Here is a 23,994-nt window from a genome sequence, read left to right as displayed (position 1 = left end):
TCACCGAGTGCCTGGACAAGCATGGAGGCGAGATGACCGAGGTTCGTGGTTTCTTCACCCCGAAGACGGCCACCGGCCGCGCCTCGCTGGTGCCGGCCCCACCTTGGCACTACTCGGGCGATCTGCTCACCATCGAATACCGGACCGACCCGGAACGGGTGGCCGAACTGCTGCCCGCGCCACTCGAACCGGCCGCCGAAGATCCCGGCGCCGTCGCGCTGATCTGGGCCGACTGGCAGTCCTGCGGCGACTCGCGCGAGGAGCTGCTCGACCCCGTCCGCGCGCAGTACAAGGAGTGCTTCGCCGTCGTCCGGTGCTCCTACCAGGGCCGGACGTACTCCCGGTGCGTCTACATCTGGGTCGACAAGGACTTCGCCATCGCGCGCGGCCTGCACCAGGGCTACCCCAAGAAGCTCGGCTCGATCCATGTGACGCGCCCGCATCCGTACGGCCCGGCGCCCCGGATCGAACCGGGCGCCCGGTTCGGCGCGACGCTCGCCGCTGGCGACCGCAGGCTCGCCGAAGCCGTCGTCACGCTGCGCGAACCCGCCGAGACCAATGGTTTCGTCAACGGTCATCCGATGGCGCACCACCGCTGGCTGCCGTCGATCGAAAAGGACGGTGGCCTGGCGCTCGACGAACTCATCGAGAGCGGCGCCGCGAGCTTCGAAGGCGGCACGCCGTGGGCCGCGGACGCCGACCTCACGCTCTTCGAATCGCCGACGGAGGAGCTCGCCGGGCTCGTCATCAGGGAACCGATCGCCGCCTACTACCGGCAAGTCGGCGTGACTTGGGATGGCGGCACGCGCCTCACGGGTTAGGGTCTGCTGGTGACCGGGCACCACAAGCTCTCCGAGACCGAGCGCGCCGTCCAGGCCAAGCTCGGGGACATCCCGCTGTTCTGGGAGCAGATGCAGGCGGCGGCGAACCTGCACCGCGCGGCCGCCGCGGTGCGCCTGCACTTCGAGAACTCGGTGCTGCGCTCGTCCGATCTCACCTGGACCGGGTTCGTGGTGCTCTGGGTCTCCTGGATCTGGGGCGAGATGGAAACCAGGCACGTCGCCGAGGAAGCGGGCATCACCAAGGGCACGCTCACCGGTGTCGTGAAGACGCTCGAGTCGCGCGGGCTCGTGGTGCGCACGCGCCACGCCACCGACGGCCGCCTCGTGCTGCTTTCGCTCACCGAAGAGGGCGAAGAGCTGATGGAGACGCTGTTCCCGGCGTTCAATCTCGAAGAAGTCTTCGTCACCTCGCGCCTGTCGACGGCCGAGTGCAAACGCCTCGCAGGCGGGCTGCGCAAGATCGTCTCGCAGGTCGAGGAAGAGGGCGAGCAGCGCCGGACGGAGCTGCACGCCGAAGGCATTCCCCCGCGTCGTGGTGGCCGTCGCAAACCCGCTTAGGCCCGTGAAACGGCTGGTTTGATCGCGGCGGCGACGACCAGCGCGCGGAACAGCGACTTGCTCGCCTGGTCGAACTGCGCGGTGTCTTCGGGATGCCATTGCACACCGAGGAACCAGCCCGGCCCGTCCGGTCGCTCGACCGACTCGATCGTCCCGTCGCAGGTGCGCGCGCCCGCGACGAGGCCGTCGCCGAGCCGTTCGAGGCATTGGTGGTGGAAACAGGACACCCTGATCGAGTCGGCGCCGACGGTCGCCGCGAGCAGCGTGCCGGTCTTGACCGCGGCCAGCTGCACGACGTGCTTGTGCCCGCGGATGTCCTGGCGCAGCGTGCCACCGAGCACCACGTTGACCACCTGCATGCCACGGCAGATCGCCAGCGTCGGCAGGCCGACGGTCAGCGCGTGCGCGGCGAGCGCGAGGTCGAACGCGTCCTGCTCGGCGTCCACGTCGTACACCGCGTCGTGCGTGACGGCCGCGCCGTAGCGGTACGGCGCGAGGTCGCCGCCACCCGGCAGGAGCAACGCGTCGCAGCGCGCCAGGCGCTCGGCGATCTCAATGGAGTCCGCGACGCCGCGTGGCGCGTGTGGATGGAGCATGACCGGCTCGCCGCCCGCTTCGAAAACGGCTTCGGCCAGCGAGCGGGCGACGACCTCGGCACGGAACCGCAACGCCGAAGCCGAGGCCGAGAACCGGGCGGGCACCGCGACGAGCGGTCTCATAATTGGACCCACGTCGTCTTGAGTTCGGTGTACTTGTCCAAGGCGTGCACCGATTTGTCGCGGCCGTTGCCGGACTGCTTGACTCCGCCGAACGGGACGGTCAGGTCGCCCTCCTCGTAGCAGTTCACCCAGACCGTGCCCGCCCGCAGCGCGCGGCTGACCCGATGCGCGGTGCTCAGGTTCGCCGTCCACACCGCCGCGGCCAGCCCGTATTCGCTCGCGTTGGCCAACTCGATCGCCTCCTCCTCGGTGCCGAAGGTGAGTACCGACAGGACCGGGCCGAATATCTCGTCGCGCGCGATGCGCATGTCCGGCCTGACCTGGTCGAAGACGGACGGTTCGAGGAACCAGCCGCCCAGCTCGTGGTGCAGTGGCTCGCCGCCGGCGCGCAGCCTGGCGCCGTCGGCGAGCCCGGACGCGATGTGCGCGCGGACCATCGCGAGATGTTCGAGGGTGACCAGCGGGCCCATCTGGGTGGCCGGGTCGAGCGGGTCGCCGACGCGCAGTGCGCCCGCGCGGCGGACGACGGCTTCGGTGAACTCGTCCGAGATGGACCGGTGGACCAGCAGCCGCGACGGCGCCGTGCACATGGCGCCCTGGTTGAAGAAGATGCCCCACGCCGCGGTGGCGGCGGCCGCTTCGAGGTCCGGCGCGTCGGGGAAGACGAGGTTCGGGGACTTGCCGCCGAGCTCCAGCCAGACCCGCTTGAGGTTGGAATCGGCGGCGTAGCGCAGATAGTGCCTGCCGACCGCGGTCGAGCCGGTGAACGCGAGCGCGTCGACCTCGTGGTGCCTGCCCAGCGCGCGACCGGCAGCCGGGCCGTTTCCCGCGACGACGTTGAGCACACCGGGCGGGAAGTCGGCCTCGGCGAGCACTTCGGCCAGGCGCAGCGCGGAAAGCGGCGAGCGCTCGGACGGCTTGAGCACCACCGTGCAGCCTGCCGCCAGCGCCGGCGCGAGCTTCCACGCGGCCATGGTCAGCGGGAAGTTCCACGGCACCACGGCCGCGACCACGCCGACCGGTTCGCGGGTGACGAGCGCGAGCGAGTCCGGCGCGGTGTGCGGCACCTCGTCCGCGAGCTTGCCCGCGAGTTCGCCGTACCAGCGGAAGGTGTTGATCACCGCGCGCAGTTCGATGGCGTCGGCCTCGGCGACCGGTTTGCCCATCTCCAGGCTGATGAGCAACGCCAGTTCTTCGCGGTGCCGCTCGATGAGGTCGGCGGCGCGCAGCAGCGCCCGGCCGCGCTCGATCGGCGCGAGGCGTGGCCACGGGCCGCGGTCGAACGCGTGGCGCGCGGCTTCGACGGCGAGGTCGACCTCCTTCACGCCCGCGTCGGCGACCTCGGCGAGCGTGCGGCCGTCACGTGGCGACCGCACGGTGAAGGTGGCGCCGCCGCCCGGCTCGGCGGCGCCACGAATGTGGTGCTCCACGACAGGAACGACGCGTTCGGCCGCCGCCAGCCAATCGGCATGGGTACGCGTTGTCATCGTTCCCCTCCGGAGCGTTTGTTTGGAGGCAAACGGTACTCCCGAAGCGAGCTTTTCGGTAATAGCTTGCGCCTATTCATCTGATAGATTATTTGGAGCCAAACGACTTGGAGGCCAGCCCCGTGCCGAACCTGCCCGAGGTGGACACCCGTCATTGGATCGGCGGCGAGCGCGTCGGCTCCGCCACCACCTTCGTCGACCGCGGCCCGCTCGACGGTGTGCCGCTGGCCGAGATTTCCCAGGGTGGCGCCGCCGAAATCGACGCCGCTGTTTCCGCAGCACAGCAAGCGTTTCCTGGCTGGGCGGCGACCTCGCGCAAGGAACGGGCCGAGCTGCTGCACGCCATCGCGGACGGTGTCGAGGCGCGGTTGGAGGAGCTGGCGCAGCTCGAAACCGCCGACAACGGCGCGCTGATCCGTTCACACCGTCGCGGCGTGATCCCCCGGGTGGCCCATAACTTCCGGTTTTTCGCCGACTGGCTGCTTGACGAACTCGGCCATCCCGACTTCGAAACCCGCGGCCACCGCAACCGGGTCAGCTGGGACCCGGCCGGGGTGTGCGCGTTGATCACGCCGTGGAACGCGCCGCTGATGCTGGCGACGTGGAAGATCGCGCCGGCGCTGGCCGCTGGGAACACCGTGGTGCTCAAGCCCGCGGAGTGGACACCGCTGACCGCGTCGCTGTTCGCCGACATCACCGCGCACGCCGGTCTGCCGCCCGGGGTTTTCAACGTGGTGCAGGGTTTGGGCCATGAGGCGGGCGCCGCGCTGGTGGCGCATCCCGGCGTGCGGCGGATCAGTTTCACCGGCTCGGTGCCGACCGCGCGCCGCATCGCGGCCGCCGCCGCGGCCAACCTGACACCGCTCAGTCTCGAACTCGGCGGCAAGTCGCCGTTGGTCGTGTTCGAGGACGCCGACCTCGACCTGGCGACCGATTTGGCCGTCGAACAGTACGACAACGCGGGGCAGGTCTGTCTCGCGGGAACGCGGTTGCTGGTTCATGCCAACGTTGTCGGCGAGTTCCAGAAACGCTTTCTGGACAAGGCTTCCCGGCTCAGGCAAGGCGACCCACGGGACGCCGAAACGGACATCGGGCCGCAGATCCACCCAGACCACTTCGCTCGCGTCGACGGTTTCGTGCGGCGCGCGGTGGACGGTGGCGCGCGGGTGCTGCTCGGCGGTGGCCCGAACACCGACCTCGGCGGGCTCTATTACCGGCCGACACTGCTCACGGATGTCGCGCCGGACGCCGAAATCGTCACCGAGGAGGTGTTCGGCCCGGTGCTGACGGTGCAGACCTTCGGCTCGGAGGAGGAGGCTGTCACGCTCGCCAACTCGACGAAATTCGGGCTGGCGGCCGTGATCGTGACGTCCGATGAAGAGCGCGCGGCCCGGGTGAGTGGGAAACTGGTCGCGGGGACAGTCTGGGTGAACTGCTTCTTCGTCCGAGACCTGCGCGCACCGTTCGGCGGGTCCCGTCAGTCCGGCATCGGCCGGGAAGGCGGTACCTGGAGCTTCGATTTCTACTGCGACGTGAAAAACACCGTTACCGCACCGGGAGGCTTCATACATGGGTGAAATCGTCGGTGCCGGGCTCCTTTCCCACGTTCCCACGATCGTGCTGCCGGAGGAGACCCGGCGAGACCTGAACAACGGCCAGGACACCACTCTCGTGCGCGGCCTGCGGCAGCTGCGGGCGGAGGTCTTCGACCGGCTGGATTACGACACGGTCGTCGTGCTCGACTCGCACTGGGCGACCACGGTCGAGTTCGTGGTGACCGCGCAGCCGCAGCGCGCCGGGCTGTACACCTCGGAGGAACTGCCGCGCGGGATGAAGCGGATCCCGTACGACTTCCCCGGCGACCCCGAGCTCGCCGAGGCCGTCGCCGCGCACGCCGAGAAGCGCGGCACCTGGATCACCGCGATCGACGACCCGTACCTGCCGATCTACTACGCCACGGTCAACCTGTGGAAGTACCTCGGCGCCGAGGGCAAGCGCTGGGTGTCGATCGGCGTCTGCCAGACCGGCGACGAGGAGGACCACCTGCGGCTTGGGCGTGCGCTCGCGGACGGCATCGCGCGAGTCGACCGGAAGGTGCTGCTGATCGCCTCGGGCGCGCTGTCGCACCGGTTCTGGCCGCTGCGCGAGCTACGCGACCACGAAGCGAGCGACCCGGTCCATGTGCGGACGCCGGAAGCGCGCGAAGCCGATCTTCGACGCATCGAGTGGTTCGAACAGGGTAGGCACGACGAGGTGCTGCGGACGATGCCGGAGTTCCGCCGGTTCAAGCCGGAGGCCGGGTTCGGGCACTACCTCATGATGGTCGGCGCGCTGGGCGAGCAGCGCTGCGCGGCGCCGGGCCGCCGGTACGGCGAATACGAGAATTCGATCGGCACCGGCCAGGTGCACCTGTGGTTCGATCGGCCGGAGGGTGGCTGGCATGCCTGAGTACCGCAGGATCCTGCTCGACGGCGCGGTGTTCGAGTGCACTGTGGACGGTGGCGAGCTGGTGTGCGCCGACGGGCACCGGGTGAAGATCGCCGACGCCGTGCACCTGCCGCCGTGCGAGCCGGGCAAGGTGATCGCGGTGCACCTCAACCACCGCAGCCGGGTCGAGGAGTTCCAGACCAAGCTGGCCGCGGCGCCGACGTACTTCCAGAAGCCGACGTCGGCGTTGAACTCCCATGGCGGCGCGATCGTCCGCCCGGTGGGCTGCCGGTACCTCAACTACGAGGGCGAAGTCGCGATCGTGATCGGCAGGACCTGCCGGGGCATCTCCGTTGCGGAAGCGGGCGACCACATCGCCGGGTACACCATCGCGAACGACTACGGCCTGCACGATTTCCGCGACACCGACGCCGGTTCGATGTTGCGTGTCAAGGGTTCCGACACGTTGTGCCCACTCGGGCCCGGCCTGGTCACCGACTGGGACTTCCACGGCAAGCGGCTGCGTACCTACGTCAACGGCACGGTCGTGCAGGACGGTTCCACCGACGAAATGGCGTGGGACATGCATTATCTGGTCGCGGACATCGCGCGGACGATCACGCTCAACCCCGGCGACGTGCTGCTGTCCGGCACGCCCGCCAACTCACGGCCCGTGCAGCCTGGCGATGTGGTGGAGGTCGAGGTCGAAGGGCTCGGCACGCTCACCAACCACATCGTCGACGGCCCGCTGGGTATCCGATCCGACGTCGGCGCGCAGCTGACCGCGTCGGAGGAAGTACTGTCGACCGCGCTCGGCGGCGACTGGGAGTTCCGCGGCATCCGCGCACCGAGGAGGTCTTAAGTGGATCTGCGTCACTGGGTCGAGCAGGCCGTTTCGTCCATTCAGGACTGGTCCGGCTCTTTTGGCTCCTTCGAAGGACATCCGGCGCTCTCGGTCGACGACGCCGATTTCGGGAAGGCGTTCGGCGAGCTGATCACCCGGCTCGGCGACAACTACCCGTACGGCCATCCACGCTATGCCGGGCAGATGCTGAAGCCGCCGCACCCGGCCGCGGTCGTCGGCTATCTGGCGGCCATGCAGATCAACCCGAACAACCACGCGCTGGACGGCGGGCCCGCGACCTCCGCGATGGAGAAGGAGGTCGTCGCCGCACTGGCCACGATGTTCGGCTTCGGCGAGCATCTCGGGCATCTGACCACGAGCGGCACGATCGCGAACCTCGAGGCGCTGTTCATCGCGCGCGAGCTGCACCCGTCGAAAGGCGTCGCGTACAGCGCCGAGGCGCACTACACGCATCTGCGGATGCTGCGGGTGCTCGGCGTCGAGGGCTACGAGGTCCCCGTCGACGGGCAAGGCCGGATGGACCTCGACGCACTGGAAGCTTTGCTGCGTAAAGGAAAAGTCGGGACGGTCGTGCTGACGACGGGCACCACCGGCCTCGGCGCCATCGACCCGATCCACGAAGCCTTGGCCTTACGCGAACGCTATGGCGTCCGCATCCACGTCGACGCGGCCTACGGCGGGTTCTTCACCTTGCTGGCCGGCGCCGAGCTGCCCGCCGAACCATGGCAGGCGATCGCCTCGTGCGACTCGGTGGTCGTCGACCCGCACAAGCACGGCCTCCAACCGTACGGATGCGGCGCGGTGCTGTTCGGCGACCCCGCGGTCGGCCGCTTCTACCTGCACGACTCGCCGTACACCTACTTCACCTCGGACGAGCTGCACCTCGGTGAGATCAGCCTGGAGTGCTCCCGCGCCGGCGCCGCGGCCGCCGCACTGTGGCTGACTTTCCGTTTGCTGCCACCGACCGCCGACGGTCTCGGACGCTCGCTGGCGGCCGGGATCCGGGCGGCTCGCGGCTGGGCGGACCTGATCGAGTCGTCGTCGGAGTTGACCCTGTACCAGCGGCCGTCGCTCGACATCGTGAGCTACTTCCCCACCGGTGCGAGCCTGTCCGCGATCGACCCGATCTCGGACCGGGTCATGCACGACGGCATGACCGGCGACGACCCGGTCTTCCTGAGCACGCTGCGCGTGACGGCGGCCGCGATGTCCGCGCGCCATCCGGACATCGCGGCCGACGCCGACGGGACGCGGATCCTGCGCAGCGTCCTCATGAAACCCGAGCACGAGGCCTACGTGCCGCACCTGCACGCCAGGGTCGAAGAACTCGTGAGTGGTATGGCCGGTTAGAACCGGCCATACCACTCACGACCTCACCTGAGCGCGTTCGCAGCGCTAGCCGACCCCCAGCCGGAGACCGCGTGGGATGAGTTCGCGCCCCGGGTCGGCGAAGTAGCTCGCGCCCGGAAGTTCGCGCAGGTGGAAGCGGCGCGCGATGAGATGGGTCAGGTTGGTCATCAGCGCCATGCTCCAAGCCATGCCCATGCACACGCGGGCCCCGACCCCGAACGGGAGGTAGGCGAACCGCGGCGCGCGGGTGCCTTCGCCGTCGGGGCCCCAGCGGTCGAGCCGGAACCGCTCAGGGTCGGTGAAGTAGCGCTGGTCGCGGTGGACCAGGTACGGCGAGCACTTGACCATCGTGCCCGCGGGTAGGTGGTAGCCGCCGAGTTCGGTGTCCTGGCCGACCGTGCGCTCCAGCAGCCAGGTCGGCGGGTGGATGCGCATCGACTCCTGGACGACCGCGCGGGTGCTTTCGAGATCCCGGGCGGCCGCCTCCCGCGCTTCCGGGTGGCGGGCCAGGTCGAGCAGCACCCAGGCCATGCCCGCCGTCGGGGACGACTGCGCCGCCAGCCAGGTCGACACCAGCGCCGAGCGCAGCGGCTGGTCGTCGAGGTCGCCGTGCCGCCCGGTCGGCGTCATGAGCAGGGTGAGGATGTCGTCCGAACCCGCCGCCCGATCGGCCCGGCGGCGGTCGATCAAGGTCTGGATGCGGGACTCCAGCTCCCGGTTCGCGCGGGCCGTCTTGGCGTGCGCCGAGCCCGGCACCCAGCGCGGCATGCGGAAGGCGGAACCGGCGATCGGGGTCAGCGCGGCGAAGAGCTCCTGTTCGCGTTCGACCATCGTGGCGGCGTCTTCGCCGAAACACAGCGCCGCGCCGAGGCCGGACGTGAGCCGCCGCAACTCCGCGACGACATCGATCTCGGCAGGCCAGCGTGCAAGCGAGCCCTCGATCGTTTCGGTGATCCGTGCCGTCCAACCGGTCACCGCGCTGGGACGCAGGCCGCGCATTCGGGCGGATCGGGTATGTGAACGCAGCGCTTTGCTCGCGCTCAATTCCCGGTGCAGATGATCGCTGGCGACGACGAACTCGGGACGGGTGAGCACCTCGCCCGCTTCGTCGGCGCCCGCCGCGACAACGGTATGGGAATCGAAACTCCATACCGGCCCGTACGCGTTGGTCTGTTCGAGTACGAAACCGAGTCTGTCCTGCTCATAGGCCGCGAGATTGCCGGTCAATCGGCTGCCGCGGGGACCGGGTGGACGATTCATGAAGGCCTCCGCGAAAAGGCCCCGGCGTCACCAGGACGCCGGGGCCGAATTGTGGCTTACAACCAGACGTAAGAGCCCGCCATCTGCGAACGGCCGAGAACACGGGCCGCGATGAAACCGACAGACTTGAAGACCTTGCGCATTATTACCTCCTGGTCGAGCCGACCCCGCCACAGGTTAAGCAGATACATCGCAATCGGGCAATTATTCACCGACCATTACACGAAATCGTTCATTCGACGACCAACGCCTGCAACGACTCGCGCAGCTTGCCGGTGACCTCGACCGGGCGGCGCGCGGCCCGGTCGACGAAGACGTGGACGAAATGGCCCTCGGCGATGACCTCCGCCCGGTCGGCCCGGTACATGCCGATCTCGTAGCGGACGCTGGACCGGCCGAGATGGCCGACACGCAGGCCGATGTGGAGGCTGTCCGGGAACGACACCGAGCCTTTGTAGTTGCAATGCGACTCGACGCAGAGGCCGATGACCTCGCCGGCCTCGATGTCCAGGCCGCCCTGCTCGATCAGCCAGGTGTTGATCACGGTGTCCATCATCGAGTAGTGCACGACGTTGTTGACGTGCCCGTAGACGTCGTTGTCCTTCCAGCGCAACGGAACCGTCTGCCAATACGCGTAGCTCACCAGAGCACCACCGAGTCGCGCAGGATGGCGGCCAGGTCGTCGCGGCCCGGCGAGCGGGGCGCGGTGGCCAGCAACCGCTGCTGCTTCAAGGTTCCTTCGACCAGCTCGTCCACATCGGACTCCGTGTAGCCGACACCGCCGATGCCGTTCGGGATGCCGATCTCGCGCATGAGGTTGATCAGCACCGCCGGCAGGTATTCGGACCGGTCGCCGGGCCACTCCAGGTCGGGCGCCAGCAGTCGCGCGACGCGGATGTGGCGTTCCGGCGCGGCGTCGTAGGTGAAGCGGAAGGCGGCGGGCGCGGTCAGTGAGACGGCCATGCCGTGCGGGACCATCGCCTCGTCGGCCGGATAGCCGGACGGCCGGAAATCCTTTACCTGACCGGCGATCGGGTACGCGTTGGCGTGCGGGATGTGCACGCCGGCGTTGCCGAAGCCGAGTCCGGCGAAGGTCGCGGCGAGCGCCATGTCCTGGCGGGCCTTCATGTCGGAGCCGTCGCGGACGGCGGCGGGCAGCGCCCAGGACAGCAGCCGCAGCGCCTGCTCGGCGAACATGTCGGCGAGCGGGTTCGAGCCACAGTAAGGGACTCGCTCTTCTGGCCGTTTACGGTCGAACTCGGTGTAGGGCTTGGCCGTGTAGCTCTCCGCCGCGTGACACAGGATGTCCATGCCCGCCGCCGCGGTGACCTCCGGCGGCTGGCTGACGGTCAAGCGGGGATCGACGACGGCCAGCGTCGGGCGCAGCCGGAGATGGCTGATCCCGCTCTTGACACGCAACGCGAGCACGTCCAGCACGCAGACCGTGGTGCTCTCCGCGCCGGTGCCGGTCGTCGTCGGCACGGCGACCAGCGGCTTCAGCGGCGCGGCAGGCGCGCGGCCACCGCCGACCGGCTTGTTGACGTAGTCCATCAGGTCGCCGTCGTTGCTGGTCAACAGGTTCGCGGCCTTGGCGGTGTCGATACTGGACCCGCCGCCGACCGCGACGAAGGCGTCCCACGGGCCGGTACCCCGCGCGAAGTCGACCGCCTTGCGCATGCTGATGTCGGTCGGTTCGACGTGAACCTGGTCGAATACCTCGACTTCCAGGCCGTAGCCCGCGATCCCGTCGGCGATCCGCTGCGGCCAGCCGGTCGCCGCGACGCCGGGATCGGTGATGACGAGCACCCGTTTCGCACCGTACTGCGTCAGGTCGTAACCGATCTCGTCACTCGACCCGGCGCCGTACTTCAACGCCGGTGCGCCGTACGTGAAAACGGTTTCGCGTTCATTCGCTGAGGTCACGGCTTCGGGCTCCCCTCCGGTGGTTTCGCGACTTTCGTCGCTTCGGGCGTGATGTAGCAGAACATCACTTGACTGGAGTAATCGTTTCCCGCTTAGCTTTGGCTTATTAGATATCAACTCGGACCGTCCGTCGCCCAGACGGCTGTACGCATCCTCACCGAGGCGGGTATCCGTCGCGTCTACGCGGTCATGGGCGAATCCTTCCTCGAACTGCTCGACAACCTGCAGGCCGAGCGCTCCATCAATGTCGTATCCGCACGTCATGACACCGGCGCGGCGTTCATGGCGGAAGCGGACGGCAAGCTGACCGATCAGCCGGCGCTGCTGCTCGCCAGCCGAGGACCGAGCGCGGCGAATCTCGCAATTGGCGTACAAACGGCTTTTCAGGACGAAACGCCCATGATCGTCCTGCTGGAAACACCGGCCACCACCCCCCAGTCCACCGTCAGCCTGCCGACCGCCGACCTGACCGCGATGTTCGAGCCGATCGCGAAGTGGTCCGGCCGTACCGACGATCCCAGCGAAGTGCCGGGCCTGCTCGTCGAAGCGATCAACAACGCGCGCATGGGACGGCCAGGCCCCGCGGTGCTCGCCGTGCCGAGCGACGCGTGGGGGGTGCCGTTCGACTCGGCCAAGCCGGTCGCCGCCATCAAGCAGCGCCAGACCGGCGCGCTCGGCCGTTCGGCCGAAGCCGTCGCCCAGCTCGTCGACGACGCGCGCTATCCGGTGGTCATCGTCGGCGGCCGCGCGCGGTCCGCCCGCGAGGAGCTGATGGCAGCCGCCGACGAGCTCGGCTTCTCCGTCTACAACGCCTTCCGCCGCCAGGACGCCTTCCCCGAGAACCACGCGCGCTACGCGGGCCACCTCGGCCTCGGCATCCCGGCCAGGCAGCTCGACGCGCTCGAGCGCGCGGACCTCGTGCTCGCGCTCGGCGCCTCGCTCGACGAGGTCACCACCCAGGGCTACCGCTACCCGACGCCGTCGCAGACCCTGGTCATGGTCGGCACCGGGATGGCCGAGACCCGCCGCCGCGGCCTGACCTTCCGCATCGACAGCGAGGTCGAGCCGTTCATCAAGGAACTACGCGTCGTCGCGAAGCCGCGCGCCCGCCGCGCGTCGGCCGCCAACGCGGCCGTGCACACCTTCATGACCCCGCCCGACACCAGCCAGAACGCGCGCGTGCACCCGGTCGACGTGATCCGCGTGCTGCGCAAGCTCGCGCCCGAAGACACGATCGTCACCAGCGACGCCGGCAACTTCGCCCAGTTCATGCACCGATACTGGATGTTCACCGCGCCGCGCAGCCAGCTCGGCCCGAGCAACGCGGCGATGGGCTACGCGGTGCCCGCCGCGGTCGCGGCGAAACTGGCCGAGCCGCGGCGCACAGTCGTCGCGATGGTCGGCGACGGCGGCACCCTGATGACCGGCCAGGAGATCGACACCGCGGTCCGCTACCGCGCGCCGATCATCGTGGTGGTGTTCCAAAACGGCTTGCACGGCACGTACGCGATGCACCAGGCTCGGGCGCACGGGCGGCTGTCCGGCGTGTCGATCGGGCTGGTCGATTTCGCTTCGTGGGCACGCGGTCTCGGCGCGGCTGGCTATACTGTGGACGACAGGGACGAGCTCGGCCCCATCATCGCGAGCGCGCTGGTGCGGCAGCGGCCGTGCGTCATCGACGTCCGCACCGACCCCGACGTGGTCACCCCGGACGTCCGGCTCAGCGGCCTGCTCGGCGCGAGCAGGCCGGCACCGCAAACGGAGTAGTAAACGATTTTCTTGATATTCGCACAGGTACCGACGAGTATCGAAGACGAAATCGACACGCTACGGCCACGAACGACCATTTTCGTCGGTGGAACGTGGCACAATCGAAGACACCCCGACCGAAGCTGATCGGGTGGCCTCGGGGGCAAGATCATCACGAACTTTAGGGGCTCATATGGCCGAAGACACATCTCGGTATGACAAGGCCCACTCCACGTCCGGAGTGGCTCCGGTGCAGTTCAGCGCCAGCGCTGAGACGCACGACATCGCCGTCAAGGCCACGAACCGCGACGCCGTATCGCGTTCGCCGTTCGCCACCGACGGCGTCGCGTCCACCCGCGACTGACCCGCACCGCTCGGGTGACTCGGGTTGTCCCCACCAGGCGACCTGTGGTTTACTTTTCATGGTCTCGGTTTTTGTGTTCGTGGTAGTTCACGCTCGCAAGACTTCGCGGGCGTAGTGTCTCCTCATTTCGAGGAAGCAAACCGTTCGGGTATTGACCCTTGGTCGCCGCTGTGGCTTCCTTGTTTGTTTTTGTTTTACCTATGGAGACTTTTTATGACTCAGGGCACCGTGAAGTGGTTCAACTCCGAGAAGGGGTTCGGCTTCATCACTCCCGACAACGGCGGCGGCGACGTCTTCGTGCACTACTCGGAGATCCAGGGCAACGGGTTCCGTAGCCTCGAAGAGAACGCCCGCGTGGAGTTCGAGATCGGCCAGGGCGCCAAGGGGCCGCAGGCCACCTCGGTCACGCTGGTCTGATCCACTTCTTGCCGAAAAGGCCGTCACCCGTTCGCGGGTGGCGGCCTTTTCCTTATGCTCGACCACATGACCAGCTCTTACACCGTCACCGGCATGTCCTGCGGCGGCTGCGCAGGCTCCGTCAGCCGCGCACTGAACGCACTCGACGGCGTCTCGAACGTCAAGATCGACCTCAAGACCGGACAGGTCACAGTGGACAGCGCCGACCCCATCGCCGAGTCGGACATCCGCGCCGCCATTGAGAAAGCCGGCTACAAACTCGCCTGACCCGGGTGACAAGGGCGGCCCTTGTCACCCAGAGCTTCGCAAGGGCGCCCCTTGTCACGCGCCAAGGTGGACGAGCGCGAGCGAGTGGAAGAATTTCTGCACCCAACGGAGCAAACCTTCCACTCGCGCCAAGACTTGAGCGGCACGCACCCGAACAAATGTCCACAAAGGACCAAAACTCTCGCCCTTTGTCCTATAATGTCGCTTTTGTCCAACTTTTCGAGCGGTACTGAAGGAGTGAACGAGGCGTTCACAACGCTCATCGTTGTGAACGTGGCGTTCGCGCATCCCGCCCGCCCGGGAGCGTCGACGTTGCCGGGCCCCGCGACCGCGCCGTATGAAGGCTCCCTTCATACAGGGGCAGGTCAGGGTGAGCGACCTCCACCCGGGGGTCCACCCCTTGATGGTCCCGCTCCACCCCGCTCCGTCCCTAACGTTCACGCCATGGACAAGAACGACCTGCTCAAGTTGGCAACGGACAAGGCACAGGAGAAGATCAAAGGGGGCGCGATGACGGGCAAGGCTTGGATCGGACTGCTGCTGATAGGTCTGGTGGTACTCATGGGCTTTCTCGCCTACCGGCTCATCCTGATCGAGCTCATCACCCACTTGCGCGACTAGGAACACCATGCGCCGACCCGTTCTCCCGGACACGCTCGCGCCAGGCTGGCTGGTGGTGCAGCTGCTGGGCACGCTGCTCATCGCCGCGACGCTGGCCACCGCGCGGGAACATCAGCCGCTGGTGTGGGTGCTCTACGGCGTGAGCACGCTGGCGTGGCTCGGGTTCGTCGGCACCGATCACCGGTGGCCATGGCTGGCGCAGGGCCTGCTCGCGGCGTCGACGCTGATTCCCGCGATGACGTTGGGGCTCGCCGAAGACTCGTCGGCGATCGTCCTGTGCGTCATCACGCTCGGCAGGCTGGCGACGATGGCCAGGCTGAGTGTGCTGTCGATCGTGCTGGTCGGCTCCGCGGACATCGTGCTCGCGCTGGCGCTGGACAAAGACGGCCTCGTCGACGCCGGCGTGATGCTCCTCTTACTACTGCTCGGTCTCAACAGGCGGCAGTACGAGGTCCAGGCCGAGCAAGCGCACGCGCTGCTGGAGCAGACCAAGCTCGCGCAGGCCGAACACGCGCGGGCCGCCGCGCTCGACGAGCGGACGCGGATCGCGCGGGAGATCCATGATGTGCTCGCGCATTCCCTTGGCGCGCTGGGGGTTCAGCTCGAACTGGCCGAGGCGCTGCTGGCTGAGAAGTCCGATGTGGACAACGCGCTGGCCACGATCAGGCGGTCGCGCAGGCTCGCGGCGGACGGGCTCGCCGAGGCGCGCAATGCCGTCTCCGCGTTGCGGCGGGATGTTCCGTCGCTGATAGAGGCGTTGGAGGCGCTGGTCGACGCGCATCACGGGGTCGTGGAGTTCGAGGCGACCGGTGCGGCGCGGCCGTTGCCGACGGCGGCGACCGTGTCCTTGGTCGGAACGGCGCGGGAGGCGCTGACCAACGCGGGCAAGCACGCGCCGGGGGTTCCGGTCGCGATGACGCTGGAGTTCGGCGAGGGTGTCGTGCGGCTGGTCGTGCGGAACGAGGCTTCGGGGGTGGCGGGGTCCGGGTTCGGGCTGACCGGGATGGGTGAGCGGCTCGCGCTCGCTGATGGGACGCTGACCTCGGGTTTCGAAGGGAAGTACTGGGTGGTTTCGGCGGAGGTGCGCGCGTGATCAAGGTGCTCGTGGCCGACGATCAGCAGGTCATGCGCGAGGGATTGGTCGCGCTGCTCGGCATGGTCGACGGCATCGAGGTCGTCGGCTCGGCGGCCAACGGCGCGGAGGCGCTCGCGCTGACCGCCACGGCCTGCCCCGATGTCGTGCTGATGGACCTGCGGATGCCGGTGCTGGACGGTGTCGCCGCGACCCGGCGCATTACCAGCGAGTATCCGGGCACGGCGGTGCTGGTGCTGACCACGTACGCCGACGACGAGTCGATCGTCGGTGCGCTCAAGGCGGGCGCGAAGGGTTATCTGACCAAGGACGCGGGCCGCGCGGAGATCGGCGCGGCGCTGCGTTCGGCCGCGGCCGGGCAGTCGACGTTCGACGCCGCGGTCGCCCAGCGCCTGATCGAGGCGTTGAGTTCGAAACCAGCGCGCAAGCGTGTCGAGCTGCCGGACGGGCTGACCAGCCGTGAGGCCGAGGTGCTCGGGCTGGTCGCGGGTGGCCTGAGCAACGGTGAGATCGCCGCCGAGCTGTTCATCGGCGAGGCGACGGTGAAGACCCACATCAACAACACGTTCGCGAAGATCGGCGTGCGTAACCGGGCGGAAGCGGTCCGGTACGCGCTCGCCAACGACCTCGGGCTGTGACCGAGTTCGGGCGTGGCTAGGTGGCTGTCGACTAGTCGTCTCGGCTACCTTCATCCCCGTATGTATTGGGGAGGGCCATGACCACCACTGAAGCGCGGCCGGGTGCGCGACCAGCACCGCCGCGTGAGCCGAAGTCCGGGCTCGCGAGCCTGCTGGCTCTTCCCGGGATGGCGGTACGCGGGATCATCCGGTCGACGCGCGCGACGCCGGGACGGCTTTCGGTGATCGGGGTCGGGCTCGGCCTGCTCGTGCTGCTGACCGGCATCATCGCGACCGTCGGTGTGCAGACGAAGAAGGACACGATCAACGACCTGATCGATCACCGCGAGCCGCTGGCCGTGGCGTCGCAGCAGGTCTACCGGTCGCTCTCGGACGCCGACGCGACCGCGGCGAGCGCGTTCCTTTCGGTCGGCAGTGAGCCGCCCGCGCTGCGTGCCCGGTACGAGCTGGACATCGCGCAGGCAGGCGCCGCGCTCGCGAAGGCCGCCTCCGACGCCGGTGACGGCGCCGCGCAGCAGGTCAACCTGGTCGGCCAGCTGCTGCCGGTCTACACCGGCCTGGTCGAGACCGCGCGCGCGAACAACAAGCAGGGTTACCCCGCCGGCGCCTCCTACCTGCGCGAAGCTTCGGAACTCATGCGCTCCAAGGTGCTGCCCGCCGCGCAGGAGCTCTACCAGATCGACACCGACCGGCTCGCGAACTCGCAGGACGACGCGAACGCGTTCCCCTGGCTGAGCACGCTGCTCACGCTCGGGCTGCTCGCCGCGCTGGCCGCCACCCAGATCCACCTCACCCGCAAGACGAACCGGGTGATCAACGTCGGGCTGCTGGTCGCGACCGGCGCGGTCGTGGTCGGCCTGCTGTGGGGCTCGGTCGCGATGATCGTGCAGAGCACGCAGGTCCGCGGCGGCGAGGCCGACGGCAGTCACCAGGTGGACGTCCTGGTCCGCGCGCGGATCGCCGCGCTGCAGGCTCGCGCCGACGAGACGCTCACGCTGGTCGCCCGCGGCGACGGCGCTTCCTACGAAAAGGATTTCGCCTCGCTGCAGGCGCAGCTGATCGGCGCCGACCAGAAGAGCGGGCTGCTCGGCGAGGCCAAGGGACTCACCGCCGCCAAGACCGAGGTCGAAGCGGCGAACCAGAGCGCGCTCGCCTGGTTCAAGGCGTACGCCGAGATCCGCAAGACCGACACCAGCGGCCAGTACGACGACGCCGTGAAGGCGGCCATCGATGTGTCCAAAGAGGACGGTTCGGCCGCCGCTTTCCTTCGCCTTGACGAAAATCTGGTCAAGGCCATCAACGTCGGCAGGCAGAACTTCCTGGACGACACCCGATCAGGCGACCGCTGGCTGACCTTGCTCGCGCCGGGACTCGGCGTGCTCGCGGTCGTCGCCGCGGGCGGGGTGGCCATCGGCATCCGTGAACGGCTGAGGGAGTACCGGTGAAGCGGCTTTTCGGAATTCTCGGCGTCGCGCTGCTGGCCACCGCCTGCGGCAGTGCCGGGACACCGGTCGACCCCGCGCCGGTCACCGAGGCGATCCGGCCGCAGCCGGCGCATGTCGGCGGCGCCGACCTGAAACCCGACGCGGCGAAGACCGAATGCGGCGACCCGCTCGCCTCCCTTGCGCCGCAAGGAAAATCCATCACCGGCACGATGGCGAAGATCAAGGAGCGCGGGCACCTGATCGCGGGTGTCGACCAGACGACGTTCCTCTTCGGTTTCCGCAACCCGACCACCGGGGCGCTCGAAGGTTTCGACATCGACATGGCCAAGCAGGTGGCCAAGGCGATCTTCGGTGACGACAGCAAGATCCGCTTCCGCGCGATCCCGTCGTCGCAGCGCGAGAACGTGTTGAAGGACAACCAGGTCGACATCGTCGTCCGCACTTACAGCATCAACTGCAGCAGGCTCAAGGACATCGCGTTCTCGTCGGTGTACTACAAGGCGGGCCAGAAGATACTGGTGGACAAGAGTTCCCGGGTGAAGAGCCTGCCGGATCTGGCGAACAAGAAGGTGTGCGCGACCAAGACGTCGACCTCGCTGACGAAGATCGCCACCGACCCGGCGAAGCCGATCCCGGTCTCGGTGGACAACTGGTCGGACTGCCTGGTGATGTTGCAGCAGGGCCAGGTCGACGCGGTGTCCACCGACGACGTGATCCTCGCGGGCATGGCGGCGCAGGACCCGACCGTGCAGGTCATCGGCGAGCCGTTCACCACGGAGAACTACGGGATCGGCATCCCGAAGGACAACGACGACATGGTCCGCTTCGTGAACGCGGTGCTCGAAGACGTGCGGGGCAACGGCACCTGGAAGCAGAGCTACGACCGCTGGCTCGGGGGACGGCTGCCACCCGCCGACCCGCCGCAGCCCACGTACAAATGACGCTTTTTCGGATCGGGAGGTAGCAGTGTCGGAGGAGCCGCGCCGTCCTCGGCACGCAGCACCTGACGCCCAGGAGCCGGAGGCGCCCGTTTCCGGCAGGCTCGAAGAGTCGGCGGCCGAGCGCACGATCTTCCACGCGCCGGTACGGCCCGCGGCCTCGCCGGACGCGCCGACCAGGGAGAACCTGCCGCCAGTGCAGGCGCAACCGCAGACGCAGGCCGTCCGGCCGTACTGGGAGCCGAACAACGACCCCCAGCCGACGAGTGTGCTGTCCGCGCCGACGCCGGAAACCCAGAGCATCATGCCGCCGACGCCACCGGCGACCGGTCCCGGCGTCCCGCTGCCGGATCCCGGCACCGAGAGCGTGCTGCCCGAGCGCAGCACCGGCACCGGGCACGGGACGGGCGCGGGCACCGGTGGCGGCACCGGCTCGGGCGCGTTCCCCGGCACCTCGCGGCGGACGTCTTCGCGGACGTCACGGCGCGGCAGGCTGGGTGCCGGGCTGGTCGACGTCCCGCGCGTGCCGTACCGCGATCCCGAGTCCGCGGTGCTCGACAATCCGATGGTCTCCGAGGAGAAGCGCTTCTGCGGGGCGTGCGGGTCGAAGGTCGGCCGTGGTGAGAACGGGAAACCCGGTGCGCCGGACGGCGAATGCGCCAACTGTGGCGAGCCGTTCTCGTTCGTGCCGAAGCTGGCGCCGAACGAGATCGTCGGCGGCCAGTACGAGGTGCTCGGCGCGCTCGCGTACGGCGGGCTCGGCTGGATCTACCTCGCGCAGGACCACAACGTCAGCGACCGCTGGGTGGTGCTCAAGGGCCTGATCAACACCGGCGACGCGACCGCGATGCTGGCCGCGGCGAACGAGGTCCGCTTCCTCGCCGAGGTCGAGCACCCGAACATCGTCAAGATCCACAACTTCGTCCAGCACGCGGACCCGAAGACCGGGAACTCTGTCGGCTACATCGTGATGGAGTACGTCGGCGGCCAGTCGCTGCGTCAGCTCGCGCTCGCGCACCACCGCGAGACGAAGCGGCCGGAGCCGCTGCCGATCGGCCAGGTCATCGCGTACGGCCTGGAGATCTTGCCCGCCATGGGTTATCTCCACTCGCAGAGCCTGCTGTACTGCGACCTCAAGCCGGACAACGTGATCCAGACGCACGAGCAGCTCAAGCTGATCGACCTCGGCGCGGTCCGCCGGATGGACGACTACGAGAGCCCGCTGTTCTTCACGACCGGGTACAGCGCGCCGGAACTCGCGAAGCAAGGCGCTTCGGTCGCGTCGGACCTCTACACGGTCGGCCGGACGCTGGCCGTGCTGAGCTTCGAGTTCGCCGGCTACACGAGCAAGTACAAGACCACGCTGCCGCCGCCGAGCGAAGTGCCTTTGTTCTCGCTTTTCGGTTCGTACTACCGGTTCCTGAAGCGTGCGACGCACGCCGACCCGGACCGGCGGTTCATCGCCGCCGAGGACATGGGCGACCAGCTGACCGGGGTGCTGCGCGAGATCATGGCGCTCGGCACCAACGAGCCGAGGCCCGGCGTCTCGACGGTCTTCGGACCCGAGAGCCGCGCGTTCGGTGTGGACCTGGTCGTGCCGGAACCCGGCCAGAACGTGCCGTTGCCGGATGCCCGCGAGGTCGTCACCGGGCTGCCGGTCCCCCAGGTCGACACCGACGACCCCGGCGCCGGCGTGCTCGCGACGAACACGGTCGCGGATCCGCGCGAGGCCATCGAGTCGCTGGCGGGCGCGCCACGCGAGTCGATCGAGGTGCGGCTGCGGATCGTGCGTGCCCGTATCGAACTCGGCGAGCTGGCCGAGGCGCAGCGGCAGCTGCAGGCCGCGCAGTACCTGGCCATCAAGGCCGGTTTCCCGCACGACTGGCGGATCGACTGGTACCGCGGCCTGATCGAGCTGGCCGGTGGACGGCCACGCGTCGCGCATGTCGCGTTCGACTCGGTGTACGACGAGCTGCCCGGTGAGATCGCGCCGAAGCTGGCGCTCGGGATCAGCGCGGAAGGCGTCGGCGACTACTTCGGCGCCGCGCGGTTCTACGAGCTGGTGTGGCGCACGGACCGGTCTTACGTCAGCGCCGCCTTCGGCCTCGCGCGGGTCTACCTCGCGCAGGGCGCGCGGGCGGGCGCGATCGAGGTGCTCGAAGCGGTGCCGCTGTCGTCGACGCACCACACGGCCGCGCAAGTGGCCGCCATCAAGATCAAGACCAGGGTCGGCGGCGACGGCAAGGCGGTGACCGAGCGCGACCTGCTCGACGCGTCACACCGCCTGGAGCGGCTCACGCTCGACGCCGAGCGCCGCACCCGGCTCGCCGCCGACGTGCTCGAATCCGCGCACGACTGGCTGCGGACGGGACAAGCCCAGCCAGGAATGCGCGTCGTCGGCTGCGCGCTGGAGGACCGTGAAGTCCGCTTTGGACTCGAGCGGTGCTACCGCGCGCTGGCCAGGCTCGCGAACACGGCGGAGCAACGGATCGCGCTGGTCGACAAGGCCAACGCGGTCCGGCCGCGCACGCTGACCTAGGGATTGAGGTCGGGCCGTCGCTGGCTCGACTCCGAGAGCTTGGCGATCGCGTCCTTGTCGCCGTGCGTGGTGAAGTGCTCGACGGCGACGATCACGAACAACGCACGCGCGCGCAACGCGATCGGCCCGTCCTCGGCGTCGAGGTGGCCGTTCGCGCTGACGTACACCTTGCGCCCGGCCATCCCGTCGAGCTTGCCGACGATGAACAACGTCGAGCCCACCGGCACCGGGCGGAGGAAGTCGGTCTCCAGCCGTCCGGTGACGGCGGGCTTGCGCAGCTGATAGCCGACGGTCGCGCCGAGCGCCTCGTCGAACGCGGCGGCCAGCAGCCCACCGTGCGCGAGCCCCGGCGCGCCCTGGTGCGCGGCGGTGACGGTGAACTGCGAGTGCACCGTGTGCTCATCGCCCATTGTGGACTGCAGCCGCAGCCCGGTCGGCACCTCGTCACCACAGCCGAAACATTCGCTGTAGTGCGGGCCGAGCTTGGTACCCGCCGATGGCGCCTTGGGGTGGACGGGTACCGGCTCTACATCGACCGGCGGCCAGTCGGGGACGTTACGACTCATGCGCAGACGTTAACCCCTGCCGCCGCCGGATCACGCGTGAACTGACCACCCGGCGCAGTGAAATGCCCGATGTTTCAGGAAGCAGCAAAATCGGGATCGCCGCGATCGCGGCCGCGCCCATCAGGTAGTACGCGGGCCACAGGTTGTTGCCGGTGCTGTCGACCAGGCTGCTGACGATGTACGAAGCGGTGCCACCGAACAACGCGGTCGAAACGCTGTAACCAATGGAGAAGCCGCCGTACCGTTCCGGCGTCGGGAACATCGCGGGCAGCGTCGCGGCGAGCACGGCGAGAATCAGCACCAGCGGGATCGCGATCATCGCTACACCCAGCGCGAGCTGCAGCACGTTCCGGTCGTCCTTGGACGCTTCCATGATCGAGAACGCGGGAATCGGCAGCACGAGGAATCCCGCACACGACGCGATCAGGATCGGTTTCCGGCCTATCTTGTCGCTGAACGAGCCGACCGGGACGATCACGATCAGCATGAACAGGATCGTGCCCAGAATGATCAGCAATGGCGCGTTCCCGGAGAACCCGACCACGTCCTTGAGGTAGGTCTCCAGGTAGGTGATGACGATGTAGTCGGCGACGTTCAGCATCACGACGATGCCGATCAGGTGCAGGATCGACGACCAGTGCTTCTTCAGCAGTGTCTTCAACGGCGACTTCTCGACCTGCTTCTTCTGCTCCAGCTCCTGGAACAGCGGGGTGTCCTCCAGCTTGTTCCGCAGGTACAGACCGATCAGGCCGAGCGGACCGGCGATCAGGAACGGCAGGCGCCAGCCCCACTCGCGCATGGCGTCGTCGCCCAGCGCGATGGTGAACAGGGTGACGAACCCGGCGCCCATGGCGAACCCGACCAGCGTCCCGAATTCGAGCCAGCTACCCCAGAACCCACGTTTGCGCGCGGGCGCGTACTCGGCGATGAACGTCGCCGCCCCGCCGTACTCCCCGCCGGCGGAGAAACCCTGGATGGTGCGCAGCAGGATCAGGATGACCGCCGCGCCCGGCCCGATGGTCGCGTACGACGGCAGCAGCCCGATCACGAACGTCGACCCGGACATCAGGATGATCGTCAGCGCCAGCACCTTCTGCCGCCCGATCTTGTCCCCGAGCGGCCCGAACACGAAGCTGCCGAACGGCCGCACGATGAACGTGATCGCCAGCACCGCGAAGGTCGCCAGCGCGCCCTCCGAAGTACTGGAGGCGTTGAAGAACACCTGGCCGAGGATCGCGGGCATGAACCCGAAGACCCCGAAGTCGTACCATTCGATGCAGTTACCCATGGCCGCTCCGGCCACAGCCTTACGAATTTCTTCAGGCGGTGCCTCGCGGACCGTGTCCGCCGCATTCGATGACATGCGTGCCGGGGTTCCCCCGAATGGGTGTAGTGAAACGTTCCCCAGGTCGACGCCGGGTTACTTCACGCGAACACTCCCGTCCGCGACCAGCTCAAGTTGACCTTGGGGCCCCTGCCCGCCGCAGTCCGGCCCGTTGGGGAACAGCATCTTCGGGATGAGGTGCACCGTACGCGTCGGCCCGCCGTCGAACCCGACGGTCACCTTGACCTCGGCGGCAGGCAGGCCGGGCAGGTCCGCGAACCCGTGCTTCCCGCCGGTCGGCACGGCCTGCGCCGAGCAGACGTCCGCGTTCGTGCAGGTCGTCGGCCCCGCCTTGGTCGACGGGCTGAGCGTGAGCTCCTTGGTGTGACAGTCACCGTTCCAGCAGACCTCCATCTGGCCACCGGTGATCGCCGCGGCCACCTCGGGCGCCAAGTCGACACCGATCCCGGTCGACGCGCCGATGGCCGTGCATTCAGGGCCACCGCCCGAGCCGACCGCGCCGCACGCCGTGACGGTCACCAAAACCAGCGCGACGGCTGGTACACCCCATGTTTTCCCCATGCGGCAAGGACGACCCGAAC

At 68.5% G+C, this 23,994-nt stretch carries 24 protein-coding genes; 16 read left to right on the top strand and 8 right to left on the bottom strand.

Going from position 1 to position 23,994, the window contains the following annotated elements:
- Positions 1 to 32 precede the first annotated feature (32 nt).
- Positions 33 to 821 (top strand): acetoacetate decarboxylase family protein, encoded by a 789-nt coding sequence (locus AB5J62_RS00985; protein ID WP_370946200.1) that lies wholly within the window; start codon positions 33 to 35, stop codon positions 819 to 821.
- Between the two features lie 9 nt (positions 822 to 830).
- On the top strand, positions 831 to 1,400 hold the full coding sequence (locus tag AB5J62_RS00980) for a MarR family winged helix-turn-helix transcriptional regulator (RefSeq protein ID WP_370946199.1): 570 nt from the start codon (positions 831 to 833) through the stop codon (positions 1,398 to 1,400).
- Here the strand turns inward: AB5J62_RS00980 and AB5J62_RS00975 are convergent.
- Complete coding sequence (locus AB5J62_RS00975; protein ID WP_370946198.1) at positions 1,397 to 2,119, bottom strand: gamma-glutamyl-gamma-aminobutyrate hydrolase family protein; 723 nt, start codon at positions 2,117 to 2,119, stop codon at positions 1,397 to 1,399. The two genes, AB5J62_RS00980 and AB5J62_RS00975, sit on opposite strands and share 4 nt — an antisense overlap.
- The gene (locus tag AB5J62_RS00970) at positions 2,116 to 3,606 is read right to left on the bottom strand and encodes an aldehyde dehydrogenase (protein WP_370946197.1); all 1,491 of its coding nucleotides are present in this window, start codon (positions 3,604 to 3,606) and stop codon (positions 2,116 to 2,118) included. The genes AB5J62_RS00975 and AB5J62_RS00970 overlap by 4 nt, the downstream gene beginning before the upstream one ends.
- Positions 3,607 to 3,713: 107 nt before the next feature.
- Here AB5J62_RS00970 and AB5J62_RS00965 point away from each other — a divergent pair, with 107 nt between their 5' ends.
- The 4 genes from AB5J62_RS00965 to AB5J62_RS00950 are packed head-to-tail and all read left to right on the top strand — an operon-like array spanning position 3,714 to position 8,248.
- A complete protein-coding gene (locus AB5J62_RS00965; protein WP_370946196.1) occupies positions 3,714 to 5,183 on the top strand; it encodes an aldehyde dehydrogenase in 1,470 nt (489 codons plus the stop codon).
- Positions 5,176 to 6,054, top strand: a complete 879-nt coding sequence (locus AB5J62_RS00960; RefSeq protein WP_370946195.1) for a 3,4-dihydroxyphenylacetate 2,3-dioxygenase — start codon at positions 5,176 to 5,178, stop codon at positions 6,052 to 6,054. Before AB5J62_RS00965 ends, AB5J62_RS00960 begins: the two co-directional genes overlap by 8 nt.
- A complete protein-coding gene (locus tag AB5J62_RS00955) occupies positions 6,047 to 6,895 on the top strand; it encodes a fumarylacetoacetate hydrolase family protein (protein ID WP_370946194.1) in 849 nt (282 codons plus the stop codon). The genes AB5J62_RS00960 and AB5J62_RS00955 overlap by 8 nt, the downstream gene beginning before the upstream one ends.
- Positions 6,896 to 8,248, top strand: coding sequence for an aspartate aminotransferase family protein (locus AB5J62_RS00950; RefSeq protein WP_370946193.1), 1,353 nt, complete (start codon positions 6,896 to 6,898; stop codon positions 8,246 to 8,248).
- Between the two features lie 45 nt (positions 8,249 to 8,293).
- Here the strand turns inward: AB5J62_RS00950 and AB5J62_RS00945 are convergent, their stop codons facing one another.
- The 3 genes from AB5J62_RS00945 to AB5J62_RS00935 all read right to left on the bottom strand — a co-directional run bounded on the left by AB5J62_RS00945 (position 8,294) and on the right by AB5J62_RS00935 (position 11,431).
- The gene (locus tag AB5J62_RS00945) at positions 8,294 to 9,508 is read right to left on the bottom strand and encodes a cytochrome P450 (RefSeq protein ID WP_370946192.1); all 1,215 of its coding nucleotides are present in this window, start codon (positions 9,506 to 9,508) and stop codon (positions 8,294 to 8,296) included.
- 232 nt (positions 9,509 to 9,740) lie between these two features.
- Positions 9,741 to 10,154 (bottom strand): acyl-CoA thioesterase, encoded by a 414-nt coding sequence (locus AB5J62_RS00940; RefSeq protein ID WP_370950142.1) that lies wholly within the window; start codon positions 10,152 to 10,154, stop codon positions 9,741 to 9,743.
- Positions 10,148 to 11,431 carry a hydroxyacid-oxoacid transhydrogenase gene (locus tag AB5J62_RS00935; protein ID WP_370946191.1) on the bottom strand — a complete coding sequence of 428 codons (1,284 nt, stop codon included), beginning with the start codon at positions 11,429 to 11,431 and terminating at the stop codon, positions 10,148 to 10,150. The genes AB5J62_RS00940 and AB5J62_RS00935 overlap by 7 nt, the downstream gene beginning before the upstream one ends.
- A gap of 105 nt (positions 11,432 to 11,536) precedes the next feature.
- Here AB5J62_RS00935 and AB5J62_RS00930 point away from each other — a divergent pair, with 105 nt between their 5' ends.
- The 10 genes from AB5J62_RS00930 (at position 11,537) to AB5J62_RS00885 (ending at position 21,502) form a co-directional block, all read left to right on the top strand.
- The gene (locus AB5J62_RS00930; RefSeq protein ID WP_370950141.1) at positions 11,537 to 13,198 is read left to right on the top strand and encodes a thiamine pyrophosphate-dependent enzyme; all 1,662 of its coding nucleotides are present in this window, start codon (positions 11,537 to 11,539) and stop codon (positions 13,196 to 13,198) included.
- 175 nt (positions 13,199 to 13,373) lie between these two features.
- Positions 13,374 to 13,544: a hypothetical protein gene (locus AB5J62_RS00925; RefSeq protein ID WP_370946190.1), complete on the top strand. Its 171-nt coding sequence runs from the start codon at positions 13,374 to 13,376 to the stop codon at positions 13,542 to 13,544.
- A 213-nt stretch (positions 13,545 to 13,757) separates the two neighbouring features.
- Positions 13,758 to 13,961, top strand: coding sequence for a cold-shock protein (locus AB5J62_RS00920; protein WP_370946189.1), 204 nt, complete (start codon positions 13,758 to 13,760; stop codon positions 13,959 to 13,961).
- 66 nt (positions 13,962 to 14,027) lie between these two features.
- Positions 14,028 to 14,228 (top strand): heavy-metal-associated domain-containing protein, encoded by a 201-nt coding sequence (locus tag AB5J62_RS00915; RefSeq protein ID WP_370946188.1) that lies wholly within the window; start codon positions 14,028 to 14,030, stop codon positions 14,226 to 14,228.
- Between the two features lie 444 nt (positions 14,229 to 14,672).
- Complete coding sequence (locus tag AB5J62_RS00910; protein ID WP_370946187.1) at positions 14,673 to 14,849, top strand: hypothetical protein; 177 nt, start codon at positions 14,673 to 14,675, stop codon at positions 14,847 to 14,849.
- Between the two features lie 7 nt (positions 14,850 to 14,856).
- Complete coding sequence (locus AB5J62_RS00905; protein ID WP_370946186.1) at positions 14,857 to 15,942, top strand: sensor histidine kinase; 1,086 nt, start codon at positions 14,857 to 14,859, stop codon at positions 15,940 to 15,942.
- Positions 15,939 to 16,580 carry a response regulator gene (locus tag AB5J62_RS00900; RefSeq protein ID WP_370946185.1) on the top strand — a complete coding sequence of 214 codons (642 nt, stop codon included), beginning with the start codon at positions 15,939 to 15,941 and terminating at the stop codon, positions 16,578 to 16,580. The genes AB5J62_RS00905 and AB5J62_RS00900 overlap by 4 nt, the downstream gene beginning before the upstream one ends.
- A gap of 77 nt (positions 16,581 to 16,657) precedes the next feature.
- The gene (locus tag AB5J62_RS00895; RefSeq protein WP_370946184.1) at positions 16,658 to 18,025 is read left to right on the top strand and encodes a hypothetical protein; all 1,368 of its coding nucleotides are present in this window, start codon (positions 16,658 to 16,660) and stop codon (positions 18,023 to 18,025) included.
- Entirely contained in the window at positions 18,022 to 18,966 is a 945-nt protein-coding gene (locus tag AB5J62_RS00890; protein WP_370946183.1) for a glutamate ABC transporter substrate-binding protein, read from the top strand. The genes AB5J62_RS00895 and AB5J62_RS00890 overlap by 4 nt, the downstream gene beginning before the upstream one ends.
- Before the next feature lie 25 nt (positions 18,967 to 18,991).
- On the top strand, positions 18,992 to 21,502 hold the full coding sequence (locus AB5J62_RS00885) for a tetratricopeptide repeat protein (RefSeq protein ID WP_370946182.1): 2,511 nt from the start codon (positions 18,992 to 18,994) through the stop codon (positions 21,500 to 21,502).
- Here the strand turns inward: AB5J62_RS00885 and AB5J62_RS00880 are convergent.
- The 3 genes from AB5J62_RS00880 to AB5J62_RS00870 all read right to left on the bottom strand — a co-directional run bounded on the left by AB5J62_RS00880 (position 21,499) and on the right by AB5J62_RS00870 (position 23,974).
- Entirely contained in the window at positions 21,499 to 22,068 is a 570-nt protein-coding gene (locus AB5J62_RS00880) for a PaaI family thioesterase (protein ID WP_370946181.1), read from the bottom strand. The genes AB5J62_RS00885 and AB5J62_RS00880 overlap by 4 nt on opposite strands.
- The gene (locus tag AB5J62_RS00875) at positions 22,058 to 23,356 is read right to left on the bottom strand and encodes an MFS transporter (protein WP_370946180.1); all 1,299 of its coding nucleotides are present in this window, start codon (positions 23,354 to 23,356) and stop codon (positions 22,058 to 22,060) included. The genes AB5J62_RS00880 and AB5J62_RS00875 overlap by 11 nt, the downstream gene beginning before the upstream one ends.
- A gap of 132 nt (positions 23,357 to 23,488) precedes the next feature.
- Positions 23,489 to 23,974, bottom strand: a complete 486-nt coding sequence (locus tag AB5J62_RS00870) for a hypothetical protein (protein WP_370946179.1) — start codon at positions 23,972 to 23,974, stop codon at positions 23,489 to 23,491.
- Positions 23,975 to 23,994: the final 20 nt, after the last annotated feature.

The organism is Amycolatopsis sp. cg5 (assembly GCF_041346955.1).
Lineage (GTDB): Bacteria > Actinomycetota > Actinomycetes > Mycobacteriales > Pseudonocardiaceae > Amycolatopsis.
The sequence above is the reverse complement of the archived record's forward strand: the minus strand, read 5'-3'. Positions and strand labels throughout refer to the sequence as shown.